General features: G+C 44.0%; 19 protein-coding genes. 14 read left to right on the top strand and 5 right to left on the bottom strand.

What is annotated here, in order from left to right:
- Positions 1 to 27: 27 nt before the first annotated feature.
- From ACYQ0H_RS11060 to ACYQ0H_RS11045, 4 genes are all read left to right on the top strand, one after another.
- Complete coding sequence (locus ACYQ0H_RS11060) at positions 28 to 1,035, top strand: LacI family DNA-binding transcriptional regulator (RefSeq protein WP_459812899.1); 1,008 nt, start codon at positions 28 to 30, stop codon at positions 1,033 to 1,035.
- A gap of 72 nt (positions 1,036 to 1,107) precedes the next feature.
- The gene (locus tag ACYQ0H_RS11055) at positions 1,108 to 2,607 is read left to right on the top strand and encodes a carbohydrate ABC transporter substrate-binding protein (protein WP_459812898.1); all 1,500 of its coding nucleotides are present in this window, start codon (positions 1,108 to 1,110) and stop codon (positions 2,605 to 2,607) included.
- Between the two features lie 94 nt (positions 2,608 to 2,701).
- Positions 2,702 to 3,676 (top strand): carbohydrate ABC transporter permease, encoded by a 975-nt coding sequence (locus tag ACYQ0H_RS11050; protein ID WP_459812897.1) that lies wholly within the window; start codon positions 2,702 to 2,704, stop codon positions 3,674 to 3,676.
- Positions 3,677 to 3,681: 5 nt separating this feature from the next.
- Positions 3,682 to 4,563, top strand: a complete 882-nt coding sequence (locus ACYQ0H_RS11045) for a carbohydrate ABC transporter permease (RefSeq protein WP_459812896.1) — start codon at positions 3,682 to 3,684, stop codon at positions 4,561 to 4,563.
- A gap of 52 nt (positions 4,564 to 4,615) precedes the next feature.
- Here ACYQ0H_RS11045 and ACYQ0H_RS11040 read toward each other — a convergent pair whose 3' ends face one another.
- The 5 genes from ACYQ0H_RS11040 to ACYQ0H_RS11020 are packed head-to-tail and all read right to left on the bottom strand — an operon-like array spanning position 4,616 to position 8,769.
- Positions 4,616 to 5,062 (bottom strand): hypothetical protein, encoded by a 447-nt coding sequence (locus ACYQ0H_RS11040; RefSeq protein WP_459812895.1) that lies wholly within the window; start codon positions 5,060 to 5,062, stop codon positions 4,616 to 4,618.
- Positions 5,055 to 5,735 (bottom strand): tRNA (guanosine(46)-N7)-methyltransferase TrmB, encoded by a 681-nt coding sequence (gene trmB, locus ACYQ0H_RS11035; RefSeq protein ID WP_459812894.1) that lies wholly within the window; start codon positions 5,733 to 5,735, stop codon positions 5,055 to 5,057. The genes ACYQ0H_RS11040 and trmB overlap by 8 nt, the downstream gene beginning before the upstream one ends.
- A gap of 54 nt (positions 5,736 to 5,789) precedes the next feature.
- Positions 5,790 to 6,347: a hypothetical protein gene (locus tag ACYQ0H_RS11030; RefSeq protein ID WP_459812893.1), complete on the bottom strand. Its 558-nt coding sequence runs from the start codon at positions 6,345 to 6,347 to the stop codon at positions 5,790 to 5,792.
- Positions 6,348 to 6,362: 15 nt separating this feature from the next.
- Positions 6,363 to 7,607, bottom strand: coding sequence for a galactokinase (locus tag ACYQ0H_RS11025; RefSeq protein ID WP_459812892.1), 1,245 nt, complete (start codon positions 7,605 to 7,607; stop codon positions 6,363 to 6,365).
- 34 nt (positions 7,608 to 7,641) lie between these two features.
- The gene (locus ACYQ0H_RS11020; RefSeq protein WP_459812891.1) at positions 7,642 to 8,769 is read right to left on the bottom strand and encodes an FtsW/RodA/SpoVE family cell cycle protein; all 1,128 of its coding nucleotides are present in this window, start codon (positions 8,767 to 8,769) and stop codon (positions 7,642 to 7,644) included.
- A gap of 340 nt (positions 8,770 to 9,109) precedes the next feature.
- Here ACYQ0H_RS11020 and iorA point away from each other — a divergent pair, with 340 nt between their 5' ends.
- From iorA to ACYQ0H_RS10970, 10 genes are all read left to right on the top strand, one after another.
- Positions 9,110 to 10,837, top strand: a complete 1,728-nt coding sequence (iorA, locus tag ACYQ0H_RS11015; RefSeq protein WP_459812890.1) for an indolepyruvate ferredoxin oxidoreductase subunit alpha — start codon at positions 9,110 to 9,112, stop codon at positions 10,835 to 10,837.
- A gap of 41 nt (positions 10,838 to 10,878) precedes the next feature.
- Positions 10,879 to 11,331 (top strand): zinc ribbon domain-containing protein, encoded by a 453-nt coding sequence (locus ACYQ0H_RS11010; protein ID WP_459812889.1) that lies wholly within the window; start codon positions 10,879 to 10,881, stop codon positions 11,329 to 11,331.
- A 76-nt stretch (positions 11,332 to 11,407) separates the two neighbouring features.
- The gene (crcB, locus tag ACYQ0H_RS11005; protein ID WP_459812888.1) at positions 11,408 to 11,785 is read left to right on the top strand and encodes a fluoride efflux transporter CrcB; all 378 of its coding nucleotides are present in this window, start codon (positions 11,408 to 11,410) and stop codon (positions 11,783 to 11,785) included.
- Positions 11,786 to 11,808: 23 nt separating this feature from the next.
- A complete protein-coding gene (locus tag ACYQ0H_RS11000) occupies positions 11,809 to 12,384 on the top strand; it encodes an indolepyruvate oxidoreductase subunit beta (protein ID WP_459812887.1) in 576 nt (191 codons plus the stop codon).
- A gap of 14 nt (positions 12,385 to 12,398) precedes the next feature.
- Positions 12,399 to 12,944: an HD domain-containing protein gene (locus ACYQ0H_RS10995; RefSeq protein WP_459812886.1), complete on the top strand. Its 546-nt coding sequence runs from the start codon at positions 12,399 to 12,401 to the stop codon at positions 12,942 to 12,944.
- A 216-nt stretch (positions 12,945 to 13,160) separates the two neighbouring features.
- A complete protein-coding gene (locus ACYQ0H_RS10990) occupies positions 13,161 to 14,468 on the top strand; it encodes a phenylacetate--CoA ligase family protein (protein ID WP_459812885.1) in 1,308 nt (435 codons plus the stop codon).
- A 29-nt stretch (positions 14,469 to 14,497) separates the two neighbouring features.
- The gene (locus tag ACYQ0H_RS10985) at positions 14,498 to 15,007 is read left to right on the top strand and encodes a DUF1877 family protein (protein WP_459812884.1); all 510 of its coding nucleotides are present in this window, start codon (positions 14,498 to 14,500) and stop codon (positions 15,005 to 15,007) included.
- Positions 15,008 to 15,035: 28 nt separating this feature from the next.
- The gene (locus ACYQ0H_RS10980; RefSeq protein WP_459812883.1) at positions 15,036 to 15,470 is read left to right on the top strand and encodes an ACT domain-containing protein; all 435 of its coding nucleotides are present in this window, start codon (positions 15,036 to 15,038) and stop codon (positions 15,468 to 15,470) included.
- 149 nt (positions 15,471 to 15,619) lie between these two features.
- Positions 15,620 to 15,790 carry a DUF362 domain-containing protein gene (locus ACYQ0H_RS10975; RefSeq protein ID WP_459812882.1) on the top strand — a complete coding sequence of 57 codons (171 nt, stop codon included), beginning with the start codon at positions 15,620 to 15,622 and terminating at the stop codon, positions 15,788 to 15,790.
- 226 nt (positions 15,791 to 16,016) lie between these two features.
- Positions 16,017 to 17,885: glycosyl hydrolase (locus tag ACYQ0H_RS10970; protein ID WP_459812881.1), on the top strand; the 1,869-nt coding region annotated here is incomplete at its 3' end.

The raw sequence follows: 17,885 nt of genomic DNA, 5'->3' as shown, positions 1-17,885 counted from the left end.
TAAATCAGACGAAAGGCGGAAATCTCATTGGTTTCACTGAAAGATATTTCCGTTCGTTGCGGCGTTTCAGTTGCAACAGTAAGCAAAGCTCTGAACGATCATAAAGATGTCAGCGCAGCAACTAAGGAAAGGCTTATTAAGGCAGCTAAGGAAATGGGTTATTTCCCTAATTCTCAGGCAAGGGCTCTGAAAACGAACAGAACCTATAATCTGGGAGTTATGTTTCTCGATGAGGCGGGAAGCGGTCTTACTCATGAGTTTTTTGCAAAGGTGCTGAACAGCTTTAAAACAGAAGCGGAGTTCTCTGGTTATGATATTACTTTTATCAATAAGGATATCGGACGTCAGAAGATGTCAACCTATGAGCACTGCAAGTACCGCAATGTCGATGGTATCGTTATCACCTGTACGGATTTTACCGATCCGGATGTTTATGAGGTAATAAACGGAGATATTCCCGTCGTTACGATCGACCATATTTTTGACTGCCGTACAGCTGTTATGTCGAATAATGAAGGCGGAATGGAAGAGCTTATAAACTATGTGACGGATAAGGGTCACCGTAAAATAGCTTATATCCAGGGAAATAAATCGGCGGTTGCCGAAAGACGTCTGGCAGGCTTTTATAAGGCGTGTATCAACAGAGGCGTAACGGTTCGTTCCGAATGGATACTGAGCGGAGATTACCATAATCCGGACAATACATATAAGCTTACTGCTGAGCTGCTGAAGGGCGATGACAGACCGACTTGTATCTTTATGCCGGACGATTATTCGGCGATAGGCGGCTTTAACGCCATTAAGGATATGGGGTTGTCGGTTCCGGAAGACGTTTCGGTAGTGGGATATGACGGAATAGCTTATGCTCAGTTTCTGTCACCAAAGCTGACAACCTATCTTCAGGATACAGCTCAGATAGGCGTAACGGCGGCAAAACGGTTGATTTCTCTTATAGAGAATCCACAGACTACCTTTACGGAGGTCGTAACGGTAAACGGACGCTTTCTGGAAGGCGAATCCGTTGCACGGATCTAGGCATTAATTTATTGCAGAAATCTCTGCAATGCAATCACAAATATAATGCGATATTTAAGGAGGAAATTTATTATGACACAGTTAAAGAGAATCCTTGCCGGCGCACTCAGCGTTTGCATGGTAGGTTCAGTAATGACGGCTTGCGGAAATGACGACAGCTCGTCTGCTTCCGGCGGATCAAATTCTACCGGCACAACGAATTCAAACGGCGGCAGCACAGAGAGCAGGATCGATACTTCTACTCTTCACGGTAAAGAGTCTTCTGAAGAATCTAAGAATACTCTTACGATCTACTGCTGGAACACAGAGTTCAAGAGCAGAGTTGACAAGTATTATTCTAAGTATTCATCCCTTAACGTAAAGACCGGAACTGATAAGGACGGCAAGGAGTTCGTTGAATCTATCAACGGCGTTAAGCTGAACTGGGTTCAGAACGAAAACGAAGGAAACGTTTATCAGACAAAGCTTGACGAAGCTCTTAAGGGTCAGAAGGATTCAACTGAAAAGGTTGATATGTTCCTTATTGAAGCTGACTACGCTCTCAAGTATATTAACGGCGACGTTGCTCTCTCGGTTCAGGATATCGGAATTACAGAGGAAGATCTTGCTGAGCAGTACAAATACGTTAAGGATGTTGCTACCGATACAAAGTCAGGCGAGCTTAAGGGTGTTTCCTGGCAGGCTACACCGGGTCTGTTCCTGTATAACGCTGAGATAGCTAAGGATGTACTCGGAACTGACGATCCTGCTGAGGTTCAGAAGGCTGTTTCTGACTGGGATAAGTTTACCGAAACAGCTAAGAAGATGGCTGACAAGGGTTACAAGATGGTTTCCGGTTATGACGATACATACAGATGCTTCTCCAATACTGTATCAGGTCCTTGGGTAACTGACGATAAGATCACTATCGATCCTCAGATCACCAAGTGGGTTGAGCAGACCAAGGATCATACAGATAAGGGCTACAACAACAAGACTTCTCTCTGGGATGACGCTTGGGCTGCCGGACAGAAGATCGACGGTAAGGTATTCGGATATTTCTTCTCTACATGGGGTATTCCTTTCACACTTCTCCCCAACACTGTTGACGAAGAGGTCAAGCCTGATAACTCCAACGCTGTTGAAGGCAACGGCGGTTACGGTAAGTGGAGAGCCTGCGAAGGTCCTCAGGCATATTTCTGGGGCGGTACATGGATCTGCGGCGCTATCGACTCCGATAACACAGATATCGTTGCTGATATAATGAAGGTTATGACCTGCAATAAGGAATGCATGAAGGCCATCACAGAGGGCGAGCAGGACTACACAAACAATAAGGCTGCTATCAAGGAGCTTATCGACGGCGGTTACACCAACCCGTTCCTTGGCGGACAGAACCACCTTGCACTCCTTACAGAAGCTGCTGATAAGATCGACCTGTCTAATAAGCTTTCCGCATATGACCAGGGCTGCAACGAAAAGTTCCAGGCTGCTATGAAGGCTTACTTTGACGGAACCAGCACATATGAAGAGGCTCTTGAAGCTTTCAAGAAGGAGATCACAGCTCTTTACAGCAACCTTTCAATGGACTAATTAAAGCACAATGAAAATTCAATAGGGGGCGGAAGTTTATCCCCCCCTATTATTTTTCACAGTATACTGATTTTGCTTAGAAAGGATATGTCTTATGAAGAAAAAAAGCGTAAGCTATGCAAAATGGGGTTATATCTTTCTAATACCATTTTTCGTAGTTTATATAGTATTTTCGCTGTATCCGTTAATTCAGACGTTTTATAACAGCTTTCATGAGTATGTTATAGACCGCGGCTCTATAGGCGGCGGATGGACAACAGAGGTCGTAGCGGCTGAAGAGCAGATTAAGTTTTCAGGATTAGATAATTACAAGGAAATCTTTAATACAAGCGGAACTCTTATCCACAGCTTCGGCAATACTATCGTTATCTGGCTGGTAGGTTTTATTCCGCAGATCGCGGTTTCACTCCTGCTTGCAACATGGTTTACAGATCTTAGACTGAAGATCAAGGCGCAGGGATTTTTCAAAACGATAATTTATCTCCCGAATGTAATAATGGCTTCTGCTATTGCGTTCATGTTCTATTCTCTCTTTAATCAGGGCGGAGCGATGTATGATCTGGTATGTAATCTGACCGGAAGAGAGGATACGCTTCTAAATTCGATATGGGGTACAAGGGGAATAATTGGATTTATCAATTTCCTTTTATGGTACGGTAATACGACTATACTGCTTATGGCAGCGATAATGGGTGTTGATACCTCATTGTACGAATCGGCTCAGATAGACGGAGCAAATCCGACTCAGACTTTCTGGAAGATCACAATTCCTCTGATAAAGCCACTGCTGTCTTATGTACTTGTTACTTCTATGATAGGCGGCTTACAGATGTATGATGTTCCGGCGCTTCTGACAAACGATGAAGGAAATCCTATCGTCGGAGGTATAAGAACGGCGAGAACGCTTGTAATGGAGATCCAGACCCGAAAGGATTCAAACGTAGGTCTGGCGTCTGCGATATGCGTTGTAATTTTCATAGTATCCGCAGTTCTTGGATTTGCTATTAACTTTATCGGAAACGATAAACGCGACGGCAAGAAGAAAAAGAAGAAAGCGAAAAGGGGGTAAAATATATGCCGATGTCAAATGATGTTGTAGGTCAGAGCAATGACCGTACTAAGCTTTTAGTAAGAAGAATAATTGCATATTTAGTTTTGATACTGCTTGTGATCGTATCCCTGTTTCCGTTTTACCTTCTTATAATCAACGCTACAAGAGGTAAGGTTCAGTCAGGTATTGAATGGGTTCCCAGCAATCTTCTCAGCAAGAACTTTTCAAGTCTGTTTAATTCAAAAACCTCTACTGCTTACGGAAGCGTATTCGGAGCTTTGAAAAACAGCCTGATAATTTCAGGGCTTTCAGCAGTGCTTTCAATTTATTTTTCAGCGCTCACAGCTTACGCTATCCATGTTTACGATTTTAAGCTGAAAAAATTTGCATTTACATTCATATTGATTATAATGATGGTTCCGACTCAGGCTGCCGCTATCGGTTTCTATCGTCTGATGAAGGACTGGGGTCTTACAAACTCCTACATACCGCTTATAGTTCCGGCTATTGCTGCTCCTGCTGTATTTTATTTCATGAAGCAGTATATGGATTCTGCTTTGCCCCTTGAAATTGTTGAGGCGGCGCGAATCGACGGCTGCGGTGAATTTAGGACATTCAATTCAATTGTAATGCCGATTCTGAAACCTGCTTTTGCGGTTCAGGCGATCTTCACCTTTGTAACAAACTGGAACAACTACTTTATGCCAAGGCTTATTATTGACGATAAGTCCAAGTATACAGTTCCTCTTGTGCTTTCGGCAATGCGTAACGCAGGACCTTTGGAAACAGATGCAGGCTTGTTCAATCTTTATATTGTAATAGCTATTCTGCCTGTAGTTATTGTTTACCTTTGCCTTTCAAAGTTTATTATCCGCGGTGTTGCTCTTGGTTCCGTAAAGGGATAATTGAAAACAAAATAATAATAATGCCGAGGCGTTAAGCTTCGGCATTTTATTTTTATAAAGCGGTATCCGTATCAAAGGAGTACCAGTTATCGGCAAGAAAGTATTTTTCAAAGCTTTCCTCCGATGCAAATGAGTTTACGTCGGATATATAGGAAATTCCATAGCTTCTGTTATTGATTTCAAATTCGATCATAACAGCGCCTGTATAGTTTTTATTTACGCTTACTGAAGTGACCCCGGCATTGTCCTGAAGTCTTGTAAAAATATCGCATATCTCAGGATCTCCGCTGTAATTTTCAATCAGATCTGAAACAGTACCGGAGGTATCCGAATTGTCGGAAAGAACTGCCGAAGCCGCCTGAAAATCTGAAAGGTTATCCTCAAGAAGAGATTTTAAACGGCTGCTGCTTCTCATATAATATTCATACGCAAACCCTGAACCAATTATCACAACCAGAATCAGTATAATTATATTTTTGACTTTGAATTTTTTATTCATCAGCTGTCCTCTTATACGCCTCAAGCCTGTAGATAGGAAATCCCTCCTGTGAAAAACGCTTTTCATATTCGGTAACGATATTTCCTTCAAAATCTGAGTTGTGCAGGTCAAGGGATATATTTTTCAGGATCCAGCCGTTCTGAGAAAATTCCTCCAGGGAAAACTCAAAGAATGGTCGGTTATCGGTTTTCTGATGGATCTCTCCGCCTGCTGCCAGAAGCTTTTCGTAAATTGCCAGAAAGTTTCTGTGAGTAAGTCGATGGGCGGCGTAGGATTTTTTAGGATACGGACAGCTGAAATTAAGATATATCATTCCTATAGATCCCGTTGGAATATAGCATTCCAGATATTCAGCGCCGCCGCGCATAAACCTTAGATTTTGGATATTCTCTGCGATAGCCTTCTCTGCGGCGTCAACGATAACGTTGCTTGACTTTTCAACGGCAAGATAATTTATTCCCGGATTGCGCTTGGCGATCTCACAGGCAAACTGTCCCTTGCCGCAGCCAATTTCAAGATGAACAGGATTTTCGTTTCCGAAAAGCTTATTAAAATCCAGAAGATTTTCCGTATCCTTTACCTGATAATTTCTGTCCTCGCGGTCCATATAGATAATATAACTGCCGCATTCCTCGAGCCGTTCCTCAAGGTGCTTTTTTCTTCTCATTCTCATATTATTTATTATGCCTGAGTATGCAGGCGTCCTCCTTCGGGTATCAAGAATATGTCATTTCATGTCTCGGTGAGTAAAATAGTCTTTGTCGGACGTACAGCTTTTCCAGATAACAGAAAGTCCGTTAAGCGGAGCTGCAATAGGATATACAGTTATCATGATTTCACATTCTTCGCTAAGCGAATAATGAGGTACGGTCCGAAAGGCGATCTCGGAGCTGACGGATTTAAAAAAATCCTCACGTCTGCGCTTTAAGCGGAAGCCCGGACTCTTCGCAGCGGCAGGGATAGGTAGATCTGTAAATCGGGTCTGATAAATTCTTTTACCGTCTTTCTTGGTTATAAACTCAGGATTTTTCTCGGTTTTTTCTGCCGTCTGTCCGCAAGCTGTTACAGCTTCTATTTTTTCAAATGTAACAATTCCCTTGTCAACGGCTTCTCCAGAAAAGGATACTACAAGTCCTTTATCAGAAGCGGAGCCGGCGCTTGCAACGGTAAATGAAAAGGGAAGTCCGTCTATAAGTATTTCTCCGCAGGAGGAGATTTTAAGCTTAGGCTGAGGATCATTTAATTTTTTTAAAAACTGTCCCGGACGGCTTAAAGGATTTTTCATAGCATTTCTCACGCCTTACTTTTGGATTAAAACCTCTGTGCCGCCGACAGGTCTTATTGACAGCACATAGCAGGAGCCTTCTCCGAATACCTTTTCCATTTCACTTCTGAAAGCTTCAAGCTTGCTTTCCGGAACAAACGCCTGAATAGTTCCCGCAAAGCCGCCGCCGTGAACGCGGAATGCTCCTTCGCCGTCGAGAACCTGCTCGGCTATGTATAAAGCGGTTGAAAGTCCCTGCTCGTCAGGAGCTGAGGAAGCGTATACGTTCTGCAGATACATATACGACGATCTGCCGGATTCTTTTACAAGCTTCAGGAAATCATCAAAGCTTCCGTTTTTCAGAGAGTTGGCTTCCTTAATTACTCTTTCGTTGTCGTCCATAAAATGAAGCGCACGAAGAACGGCTCTGTCGCCGTATTTTTCACGAAGCGCTGCAATGTTCTGCATTATATCTTCCTTTGAAAGCTCCCTTAGGAAATCCTTTCCGAAGTGATTTGCGATCTTTTTCATTTCTGAGGGAACGGCGGCGTATTCGGGAGTAAGATCGGCATGATTGCCCTTAGTGTCAACGATACACAGATAATGTCCGCTTTTTGCAAAATCAAAAGCTATAGAATCAATTACAGGCTTAGACGGATCGGCAAAATCAATAGTAATAAAACCGCCTACCGACGAAGCCATCTGATCCATAAGTCCCGACGGTTTGCCGAAGAATACGTTTTCGGCATACTGGGAGATCTGAGCAATTTCAACGGCGGAAACACTATGCTCGTTATACAGTCCGCTGAGTACAGTACCTATAAGCACTTCAAAAGCGGCGGAGGAAGAAAGTCCCGAGCCTTTAAGCACATTTGACGTAGTATACGCTTTGAAGCCGCCGATCTTGTGACCGTTTCTGGCGAAGCCTGCGGCAACTCCTCTTATAAGAGAAGCCGAGGAGTTTTTCTCTTCATCATGAACCTTTAGGTCTGATATATCTACGGTATCTGCCGGAAAACCCTCAGATTTTACCTCTATAATTCCGTCACAGGAAGGAACAACAGCCGCAATAACGTCCAGAGAAACTCCTGCGGCAAGCACCCGTCCGTGATTATGGTCGGTGTGATTGCCTCCGACCTCTGTTCTTCCGGGTGCTGAAAAGAACCTTTCGGGTGCGGTTTTAAATAGCTTTTCAAATTCCGCAGCGGCTTTTGAATACCTGTCTTTTTGCAGGGCTGTTTTGTCCTCCGTATATATTCTGTCTAATGTGTTAACGCTCATTTGCTTTACCTCCGATAGAGTATTTTTGCAGTAATTATTGGGACGGCGTTTTACAGCCTTCCGATTTAAGCGATGCTTGAACAAGACCTATTCCCGTAAGCATTGTGACCATTGCCGTTCCGCCTGCCGAGAAAAAGGGGAGCGGAACGCCGATAACAGGCATAAATCCCAGTACCATGCCTATATTTATAAATGTATGGGAAAAAATCAGACCAAATACGCCTGCGCATACCAGACTTCCCGGCTTTGTACATTTAGAACTGTCAATTACAAGCCTTAAACAGACAGCGAAAAGTATCAGTATAATTATACCGCACCCGATAAAGCCTGCGGTCTGACCTGCATATGAAAAGATAAAATCGTTCTGTGATTCCGAAACATATATAAATTCCTTGCTGTCTCCGGAAAAAAGTCCTTTGCCGAAAAGTCCGCCGCTCTGGAGGGCAAGCCTTCCCTGCGACTGCTGATAGCCTGTACCCAGCGGGTCGAGCTCAGGGTTAAAAAGTACCATTATGCGCTGCTTCTGATGTTCCAGCAAAACCCATTTCCAAACCGCCCAGAGTATTACCGGAGAAAGAATAAGCGCCGAAACGATATATTTCCAGCTAAGTCCTCCTGCGAACATCATTATTGCTGCAATCATGATAAAAATCACGCCTGTACCCTGATCTCCCTGTAAATATACGATCAGCAAAGGAACGGCGGCGTGAGCGAGAAGTCCCAGAACTGTCAGCGGCTTGTTGAAATGCTCTCTTACCCGTGTTATGTGAACCGAAAAGGTTATAATAAAGCAGAGCTTCAGGACCTCGGCAGGCTGAACAGTAAAGCCGAAAAGACTGATCCATGCCCGGTCGTCTGCTGAGGACGGACCGGTTCCTATGGGCGTAAACGTAAGCAGTGTAAATAATACTCCCGCTGCGCCTATCAGCTTCCAGTGTTTAGTGATCTTTTCTATTTTTATTGCAGAGAGAACGAACATTGCGGAAAGTCCTAATATCACCGCTGCGATCTTTGTTATCCACAGTGAAGCTGAGATGCCGTAAGATATTTTCTGATACGAGTTTGTATCGACAAGGGAAAATACCAGAACGATACCTGCGGTACAGGCGAGAACGGTAAAAATTATCAGAATAAAATCCATATGCTTAATTTTATTATACAACAAAAACGCCTCTCTTTCAATAATAATTTATTAATTCAGCCGCACCGTTTTATTATGTGCAGTTTTTTTAAAGCGCCGGCTTGTTAACTGAAAATTTTAAACTTGAATTATGTAAACATAATTATTATAGCATGAATTCTGAAAAAAAGACGGTTATAAACATAAAAAATATCTTAATACCGTTTTTTTTGGAAAAAGCAATTGATTTTTGTCTATTATTATGGTATAATTATTTTTATTGATAAGGACAGTTGTTGTATTTTAACAAATTTATCGTGAGATGTCTTAGCTGCCGTTTCGGTTCAGGGACGTCGCATTTTACGAAAGGAAAGATTTTTATATGAAAAAACTTATGCTTGGCAACGAGGCGCTGGCCAGAGGTTTGTATGAGGCGGGCTGCAGGATCGCTTCTTCATATCCTGGAACGCCATCTACGGAAATAACCGAAGAGGTTGCTGAATATGACGAGGTTTACGCAGAGTGGGCGCCGAACGAAAAGGTCGCTATGGAGGTAGCTTTGGGCGCTTCTATAGCGGGTGCGAGAAGTTTCTGTGCAATGAAGCACGTCGGTCTTAACGTTGCCGCCGATCCGCTTTATACCGCGGGATATACGGGAGTAAATGCCGGTATGGTCATTGCGGTTGCGGACGATCCCGGAATGCATTCCTCTCAGAACGAGCAGGATTCACGCCATCATGCGATCGCTTCAAAGGTCATGATGCTTGAGCCGTCGGATTCCTCCGAGTGCAAGGAGTTTGCGAAAGCGGCGTTTGATCTTTCGGAGCAGTTTGATACTCCTGTTATCGTAAGGCTTTCAACAAGGGTTTCTCATTCCCAGTCGGCGGTTGAACTGTGCGATAGGGAGGAGCATGAGCTTGCAGAATATAAGAAAAATCCTCAGAAATTCGTTATGATGCCGGGAAACGCAATACGCCGTCACCCTGCTGTTGAAGAAAGAATGAGGGCAATTGCGGAATATGCGGAAACCTCTCCGCTTAACAGGCTTGAAATAAACGATACAGGAATAGGCGTTATTACCAGCGGTGCGGCTTATCAGTACGCAAAGGAAGCCCTTGGAACAAAGGCGTCATACCTGAAGCTCGGTATCGTAAACCCTCTTCCCGAAAATATAATCAGGGAGTTCGCTTCAAGGTGCGAAACGGTTTATGTTATAGAGGAGCTTGACGACGTTATTGAAACACATTGCAGAAAGATAGGTCTTAATGTTCACGGTAAGGATACATTCAGTCTTATGGGAGAGATCTCCCAGGCTATCGTAAGGGAAAAGATACTGGGAGAAGCCGCAGAAAGCCAGGAATTCAGCGAGCCTGTTCCGGTACGTCCGCCCGTTATGTGCGCAGGCTGTCCTCACAGGGGACTGTTCTACTGCCTTTCAAAGTTGGGCGTAATGGTTTCGGGAGATATAGGCTGCTATACCCTCGGCGCGGCTGCCCCGCTTTGCGCTATGGATACAACAATATGCATGGGCGCTTCAATAAGCGGACTTCACGGTTTCAATAAAGCAAGAGGAAAAGACGCTGAAAAGAAGTCGGTAGCGGTTATCGGCGATTCTACCTTTATGCACAGCGGTATGACGGGACTTGTAAACATTGCTTACAACGCTACCAATTCTACCGTAATTATTCTTGATAATTCAATTACCGGAATGACGGGTCATCAGCAGAATCCTACTACAGGCAAGAACCTTAAGGGCGATCCTGCCGCAGCGGTAAATCTTGAAGAGCTTTGTCATGCTATCGGTATCAAAAGCGTAAGGGTTGTCGATCCTTACCATATGGCTGAAACGGAAGCAGTAATAAAGGAAGAGCTTGAAAAGGACGAGCCGAGCGTAATTATCTCACGCCGTCCATGTGCATTGCTTAAATATGTAAAGCATAATCCGCCGCTCAAAGTAAATACGGAAAAGTGCGTTGGCTGTAAGCAGTGCCTGAAGATAGGCTGTCCGGCAATTTCCATACATAACGGAAAGTGCGTGATCGACCATACTCAGTGTGTAGGCTGCGGAATCTGTACTGAAATGTGCAGGCCGGGAGCTATAACGGAATAAGGCTCAGACAGTTTAAAATATAGTGGGGAGGTATTATACATATGATAATAATGTACGGCTGGGGAGATAAGCTGAAAAGAGATGTTTCGGTAGGAGTTATGGTATGTCAGAACTGCCGCAGCTTTGCTCATTATTATCTTGGACGAGTGGTTTTCAAGGTGCATATATGCTATATCCCTGTTTTCTGGAGAACCAAGGGTTATTTTATCTTCTGCGATAACTGCGAAAAAGGGCATGAGCTTACAAAGGAGCAGTACAGAGAACTGAAAAGCGTATATGGAATGTTCAGCAATAAAAAGCTGATCGCCGACTGCTATCAGTATGCGGTAGAGCTTTCTTCCGGACTTGAGCTGAACGAGCATAACGTTGAGTATGTTTTATCTCAGCTTCAGCAGAAGTACCCTATCCAGGATCAGCTGCTGACCGATCAGTACCGGAGAATGGTGGCTGATATTATGCGTTATCAGATACAGCCGCAGCGAGATTTTGAATAATAAAACGTGTATCAGGCGTTTTTATGAAAAAGACTGATCGATCTTAGCCGGTAATAAATACAGGAGCGGATAAACCATGAAGCTTATATCAATTTTTGCCGTTGCTGCCGGAGGAGCGGTCGGCGCGGTTTTAAGGTATCTGACGGGTCTGATTCCCTTTCGCGGTGATATGCCATTTGCTACGCTTACAGTGAATCTTCTTGGCGCTCTGGCAATCGGTTTTATTGCAGGAGCTGCCGCTTCAGGTACGATTAATAAAAATCAGACTCTGTTTTTTAAAACGGGGGTCTGCGGAGGATTTACGACTTTTTCAGCCTTTTCCCTTGAAAGCTTGTCGCTTATAGAGAACGGAAGAACGGGAGCGGCATTGCTGTATATGTTTGTCAGCATAGCAGGCTGTCTGCTGGGTGTCTGGCTGGGAACGGCGTTGGGAAAGATCCTGTTCGGTAATTAAATTAATAATATGAGGTGTAAATAATGGAAACAAAATCAATAATGATAGTCGGAGTCGGCGGTCAGGGTTCGCTGTTGGCGTCGAGAATAATAGGAAACGTTCTGCTTTCTCAGGGCTTCGACGTTAAGGTAAGCGAGGTTCACGGAATGAGTCAGCGAGGAGGCTCTGTTGTTACATACGTCAAGTACGGCGACGAGGTCTGCTCTCCGGTCGTAAACAAGGGCGAAGCGGATATAATTATCAGCTTTGAGCAGCTTGAAGCGGCAAGATGGCTTGCATATCTGAAAAAGGGGGGACATCTTGTTACTTCTACTCAGCAGATCGACCCTATGCCAGTAATAACAGGTGCAGCTCAGTATCCGGAAAATATTATTGAAAAGATAAAAGCTCAGGATATCGACGTTACCGCTGTTGACGCACTTTCTCTTGCTGAACAGGCAGGAACTGCAAAGGCTTCCAATGTAGTTCTGATGGGCGTAGTTTCAACAAAAATGTCCTTTGACGAAAGCGTATGGCAGTCTGCTCTTGAGCAGTGTGTTCCTCCTAAGTTCCTTGAGCTGAATAAAAAGGCATTTGAACTGGGAAGAGCAGTAAAATAGGAGATTCATACGGTATGAATTTGTTTAATAGGCTGTATAATATATTTTCGGATACTCACAATGAACGCCTTATTGCGGCAATGACCAGGTATTTTTCCGGCGACCCAAAAAGGATCCAGCATTTCATTAAGGTTTATTCGTTTGCAAAAACGATAGCCAAAATCGAATTGCTTGACGAATATACTGCTGATATCCTATATACTGCGGCAATAGTTCACGATATAGGGATAAAGCCGGCGGAGGAGAAATACGGCAAGGGAGTATGCGGAGGGGACTTGCAGCAGGAACTGGGAACAGAGCCTGCAAGGAATATGCTGTCGGAGCTTGGCTATTCTAAGAAATGTATAGAAAGAGTCTGCTTTCTTGTAGCTCATCATCATACATATACAGATGTTGAGGGACTTGACTGGCAGATACTTCTTGAGGCTGACTTTCTTGTCAATGCCTATGAGGACGGGCTTTCAAAGGAAAGCGTCATTAAATTCAGGGACAAGGTATTCAGGACCAACAGCGGAATAAGATTGCTTAACGATATGTTCGGACTGGAGGAGAAGCTTTGAGCTGAACCGTAAACAGCTGTCAGCCGAAAGCTCAAGTACGATATATATTGAAATTGCCGTAAAGCTTAAGGCGCTTAGGATTCTGCTTGGAGAGAATCGTTTCTCGGAGGTTATTGAGTTTTGTATTTGCAGAGTCCTGCCGACGAAACAAGAAATCTGCACAACCGTTTATGCTTAACGGGAATTTCAGTAAACAATTACAGGAGGTTGATTCCAATGGCGAATTATTGGAACAAGGAAATCGAGTGTATGTCCCGAGAGGACATGAAAAAGCTTCAGAGCCAGCGTCTTGCGGCTCAGGTAAAACACGTCTGGGATAACGTTCCTTACTACAGGAAGCTTATGGAGGAGAAGGGCGTTTCTCCTGAGGACGTAAAGGGAATAGAGGATCTTCATAAGCTGCCTTTTCTTACAAAGGCTGATCTTCGTGAAGCTTACCCCTATGGTCTGCTTGCAAAGCCGCTTTCGGACTGCGTAAGGATTCAGTCCACAAGCGGAACTACAGGCAAGAGAGTCGTTGCGTTTTATACCCAGCACGATATTGACCTTTGGGAGGACTGCTGTGCCAGAGCGATAACAGCGGCAGGAGGAACAAAGGAAGACGTTTGCCAGGTATGCTACGGCTATGGACTTTTTACCGGAGGCCCGGGACTTAACGGCGGCTCTCATAAGGTAGGCTGCCTTACGCTGCCGATGTCGTCGGGAAATACCGAGAGGCAGATACAGTTTATGCGTGATCTTGGTTCGACGATACTATGCTGTACTCCGTCTTATGCTGCGTACATAGGTGAAACTCTGCATGATATGGGCTACGGGCCTGAGGACATAAAGCTTAAGGCAGGAATATTCGGAGCTGAGCCTTGGACGGAGGAAATGCGTCATGAGATAGAGAGATCTTTGGGAATAAAGGCTTATGATATTTACGGTCTTACCGAAACCAGCGGCCCGGGCGTATCCTTTGAATGCGAGGAGCAGACGGGTATGCATATCAACGAGGATCATTTTATTGCGGAGATAATCGACCCTGATACGGGAGAGGTGCTTCCGGAAGGATCAAAGGGAGAGCTTGTATTTACAAGCATTACAAAGGAAGCTTTCCCTCTGCTGAGATACAGGACAAGGGATATATGTATTCTTTCAAGAGAAAAATGTTCCTGCGGCAGAACTCTTGTTAAAATGACAAAGCCTATGGGAAGAAGCGACGATATGCTTATAATAAAGGGCGTAAACGTATTCCCGTCGCAGATTGAATCCGTGCTTCTTAAGGTAAGCAAGGCGACTCCAAATTATCAGATAATAGTTGACAGAGTAAACAATTCCGATACGTTTGAGATAAGGGTTGAGCTTTCGGACGATATGCTGTCCGATACGATAAGCTCTATTGAAATGCTTGAAAGAAAAATATCCGACGATATTCATTCCATACTGGGGATCAAGGCAAAGATAAGGCTTGTAGAGCCTAAATCTATACCCCGCTCCGAAGGCAAGGCAGTAAGGGTTATTGATAAGAGAAAGCTGGTTTAGCCGGACTTTCAGATCGGAGGGGTATGTAAATGAGCTGTCTCGGAGTTCTGTTCGCAGTTCCTGAGGACGTTGTAAAGCATATAAGAGCTTTGCCTATGGCGCAGAGACCGGAGTATATATCCGACGAGCTTGAGGAGGAATATTTCGAGGAATATCCCGAACGCACAGCGGAGCTTGACAAGGCGTGGGACGCGATCCACCGCAGTCTTACCGATGGAACGCTTTCGTTTGACTGCGAAAGCTATCCGCTTGGCGGAGCAGTTCTCGGCGGCGAGCTGCTTTATTACGACGGGGATAAGTACGACGATTATATAATAACCGCAAAAAGTCCGTCTATGGTCAGGGAGCTTTACAGCCGGCTTGTAAAACTGACAAAAAAGCAGTTCAGGGAAGGCTATAGTAAAATCGACGAAACCTATCCCGATGAGCTGAGCGGCGAGGATCTTGAGTATTCATGGGAGTATCTTCAGGATTCGATACCTTTTTTCAGACTTGCGGCTGAGAAGGATCTGTGGGTGCTTTTTACAGCTGACCAGTAAATAACTAAAAATTGAGGGAGGTTTTATTATGACCGTTAAGCAATTATCAGTTTTTGTAGAAAACCGTCCCGGCAGATTGTCTGCTATAACAAGACTGCTGGGAGATAATAATATCAACATCAGGGCGATGAGCATTGCCGATACAAAGGATTTCGGCATTTTAAGGCTTATTGTAAATGACGCAGACAAGGCGCTTGAGATCCTTAAAGAAGCAGGCTGTTCCGTTACTATAACCAACGTGCTTGCTATAAGGATCTCCGACAGACCGGGAGGTCTTGCCGAAGCTATGGATACGCTTTATAAGGACAATATAAGCGTTGAGTATATGTATGCAGCTTTTATAAACGAAAAGGAAGAAACAGCTTATCTGGTGCTGAGAGTAGACAGCAATGACAAGGCTGTTACGGCATTTGCTGAGGGTGGCTTTCATCTTCTCAGTCAGGAGGAGCTTGGAAAGATCTGACGGATAAGATATTCGCTTGATATTCTGACGAAATATTATGAAAAAATTGTGATAATATCAGAAAAGCACTTGCATTTTTCAGAAAATATGATATTATATTAGTATAGGAACTTAAATTGGTTCTTAAAATATTGAGGAGGTATACTATCATGGCTTATAAGATTAGTGATGAGTGCATCGGCTGCGGCGCTTGTGTTGACGCTTGCCCTGTAGGAGCTATTACAATGGAAGACGGAAAGGCTGTTATTGACGCTGAAACCTGTATTGACTGCGGTTCATGTGCAGGCACCTGCCCGGTTGAGGCTCCTAAGGCTGATTAATTACATATAGTCGATGTAAATTTTATCAGAAGATAAAGTCCGTGCTTTAAGTGCGGACTTTTTGTTTTCTTATTTTATCAATTGTATACTATTGATACCGAAAACCTTTTCTGTAATCGGTTTAAGCTGTTAATTGTAGAATATTAAGAATAACTGCAATGTAAGGTTTACTTTATTATTGAATTATGATAAAATATCTATAGAAACATTAAGGAAGGTAATTAGTATGAACAGTATATCAAAGAAAGTATTTTCGATGCTGTGTGCGGCACTGTGTACAGTTACGTCTGCGCCTGCTCCGACGCTCGCTTCGGCAGACGTAAGCCTGAAGTATGAGGCTGAAAACGCTCAGCTTTCGGGTGTTCAAACAGGATCAGGCTCGTCATATTCCGGAGGAAGATATGTGATCTTTCAAAATTCGGGAAGCTGTACCTTTACGGTATCCGTACCTGAAAACGGTTTTTACGATCTTAATTTCAGAAGCAGCGGGATAGGAAGCGATAAATATAATTATGTATCCGTTGACGGAGAGGGAATAGGCGAGTTTTATTCACGCAAAGGAACGCTTGGCGACGGCTTTATCAACAGGGTATATCTTACCAAGGGAAGCCGCAGTATAAAGGTTACTCCGTCTTGGGGATATATCAATCTTGACTGTCTGATAATTACCGGCTCTGAAAACTCCAACAGGGATTATTATGATGTATCAAAGGCACTTATAAATCCGTCCGCTTCTGATTCGGCAAAGCGCCTTATGAGCTTTATTGCTGATAATTACGGTAAAAACGTTATCTCCGGACAGACCTGTGACGACGGACTGAACGGAAATGAATTTAAGGCAATAAAAAATCTTACCGGAAAAACTCCTGCTATACTGGGAATGGATCTTATGAGATATACTCCCACAAGGGTTTCAAAGGGCGATAGCTGCAAAACCGTTGAAAACGCAGTGGAATTTACAAATGCGGGCGGAATAGTAGAGCTTTGCTGGCACTGGAACGCTCCTGACAAGTATCTTAAATCGGGAACGGACAGCAGCGGAAATCCCAGATGGTGGGGCGGCTTTTATACTGATAACCTTAATATAGATTTTTCCAGAATAATGGACGGCTCCGATCCTGAGGGATATGATCTGCTTATGAAGGACATAGACGCTATAGCCGTTCAGCTGAAAAAGCTGAAGGATGCCGATGTTCCTGTACTGTTCAGACCGCTGCATGAGGCAAGCGGAGGCTGGTTCTGGTGGGGTTCTGACGGAGCTGCGCCGTATATTAAGCTATGGAAAACGATGTACGATAAGCTTACCGGTGAATACGGACTTGATAATCTTATATGGGTTTGGAACGGTCAGGATAAATCGTGGTATCCCGGCGATGGATATGTAGATATAATCGGCGAAGATATTTATCCTGGAAATCATGTGTATAATCCTCAGTCCTATAAATTCCTGGAGGCGGCTGAATATACGGATACAAATAAGGTAGTAGCGCTGACTGAAAACGGCTGTCTTTTTGATATTGATAAGGCGCTTTCTTCAGGAACGGTATGGAGCTGGTTCTGCGTCTGGGGAGGAGATTTCTGTTCAAACGGAACTTCTATCTCAGAAAAATACACTGAATCGTATATGTGGAATAAGGTTTACAATCATACAAATGTAATTACCTTAGATGAAATGCCGGATCTGAAAACCTATCCCGTAAACGGCAGCGGACATACCCACAGCTATACGTCAAAGGTAACGAAAGCGGCAAGCTGTACAGGAAAGGGAGAAAGAACGTATACCTGCGCCTGCGGAGAAAAGTATACAGAGGCAATACCTGCACTGGGGCATAGCTGTAAAACCACGGTAACAGCGCCGACCTACGCAGCACAGGGTTATACGCTGCATAAATGCACAAGATGTTCATACAGCTATAAGACAAATTATACCGAAAAGAAAACAGTGCCTACGGTAAGTGCAAAAAGTGCGTATACCAGCGTAACTGACGCGGTACGAGTAAACTGGACGAAGGTAAGCGGAGCAAGCGGGTACAGGATATACAGGTATAACACGTCCACAAAGAAGTGGGTAAATATAAAGACTATAGAAAACGGA

Source organism: Hominimerdicola intestinalis (genome assembly GCF_054655215.1).
The sequence above is the reverse complement of the archived record's forward strand: the minus strand, read 5'-3'. Positions and strand labels throughout refer to the sequence as shown.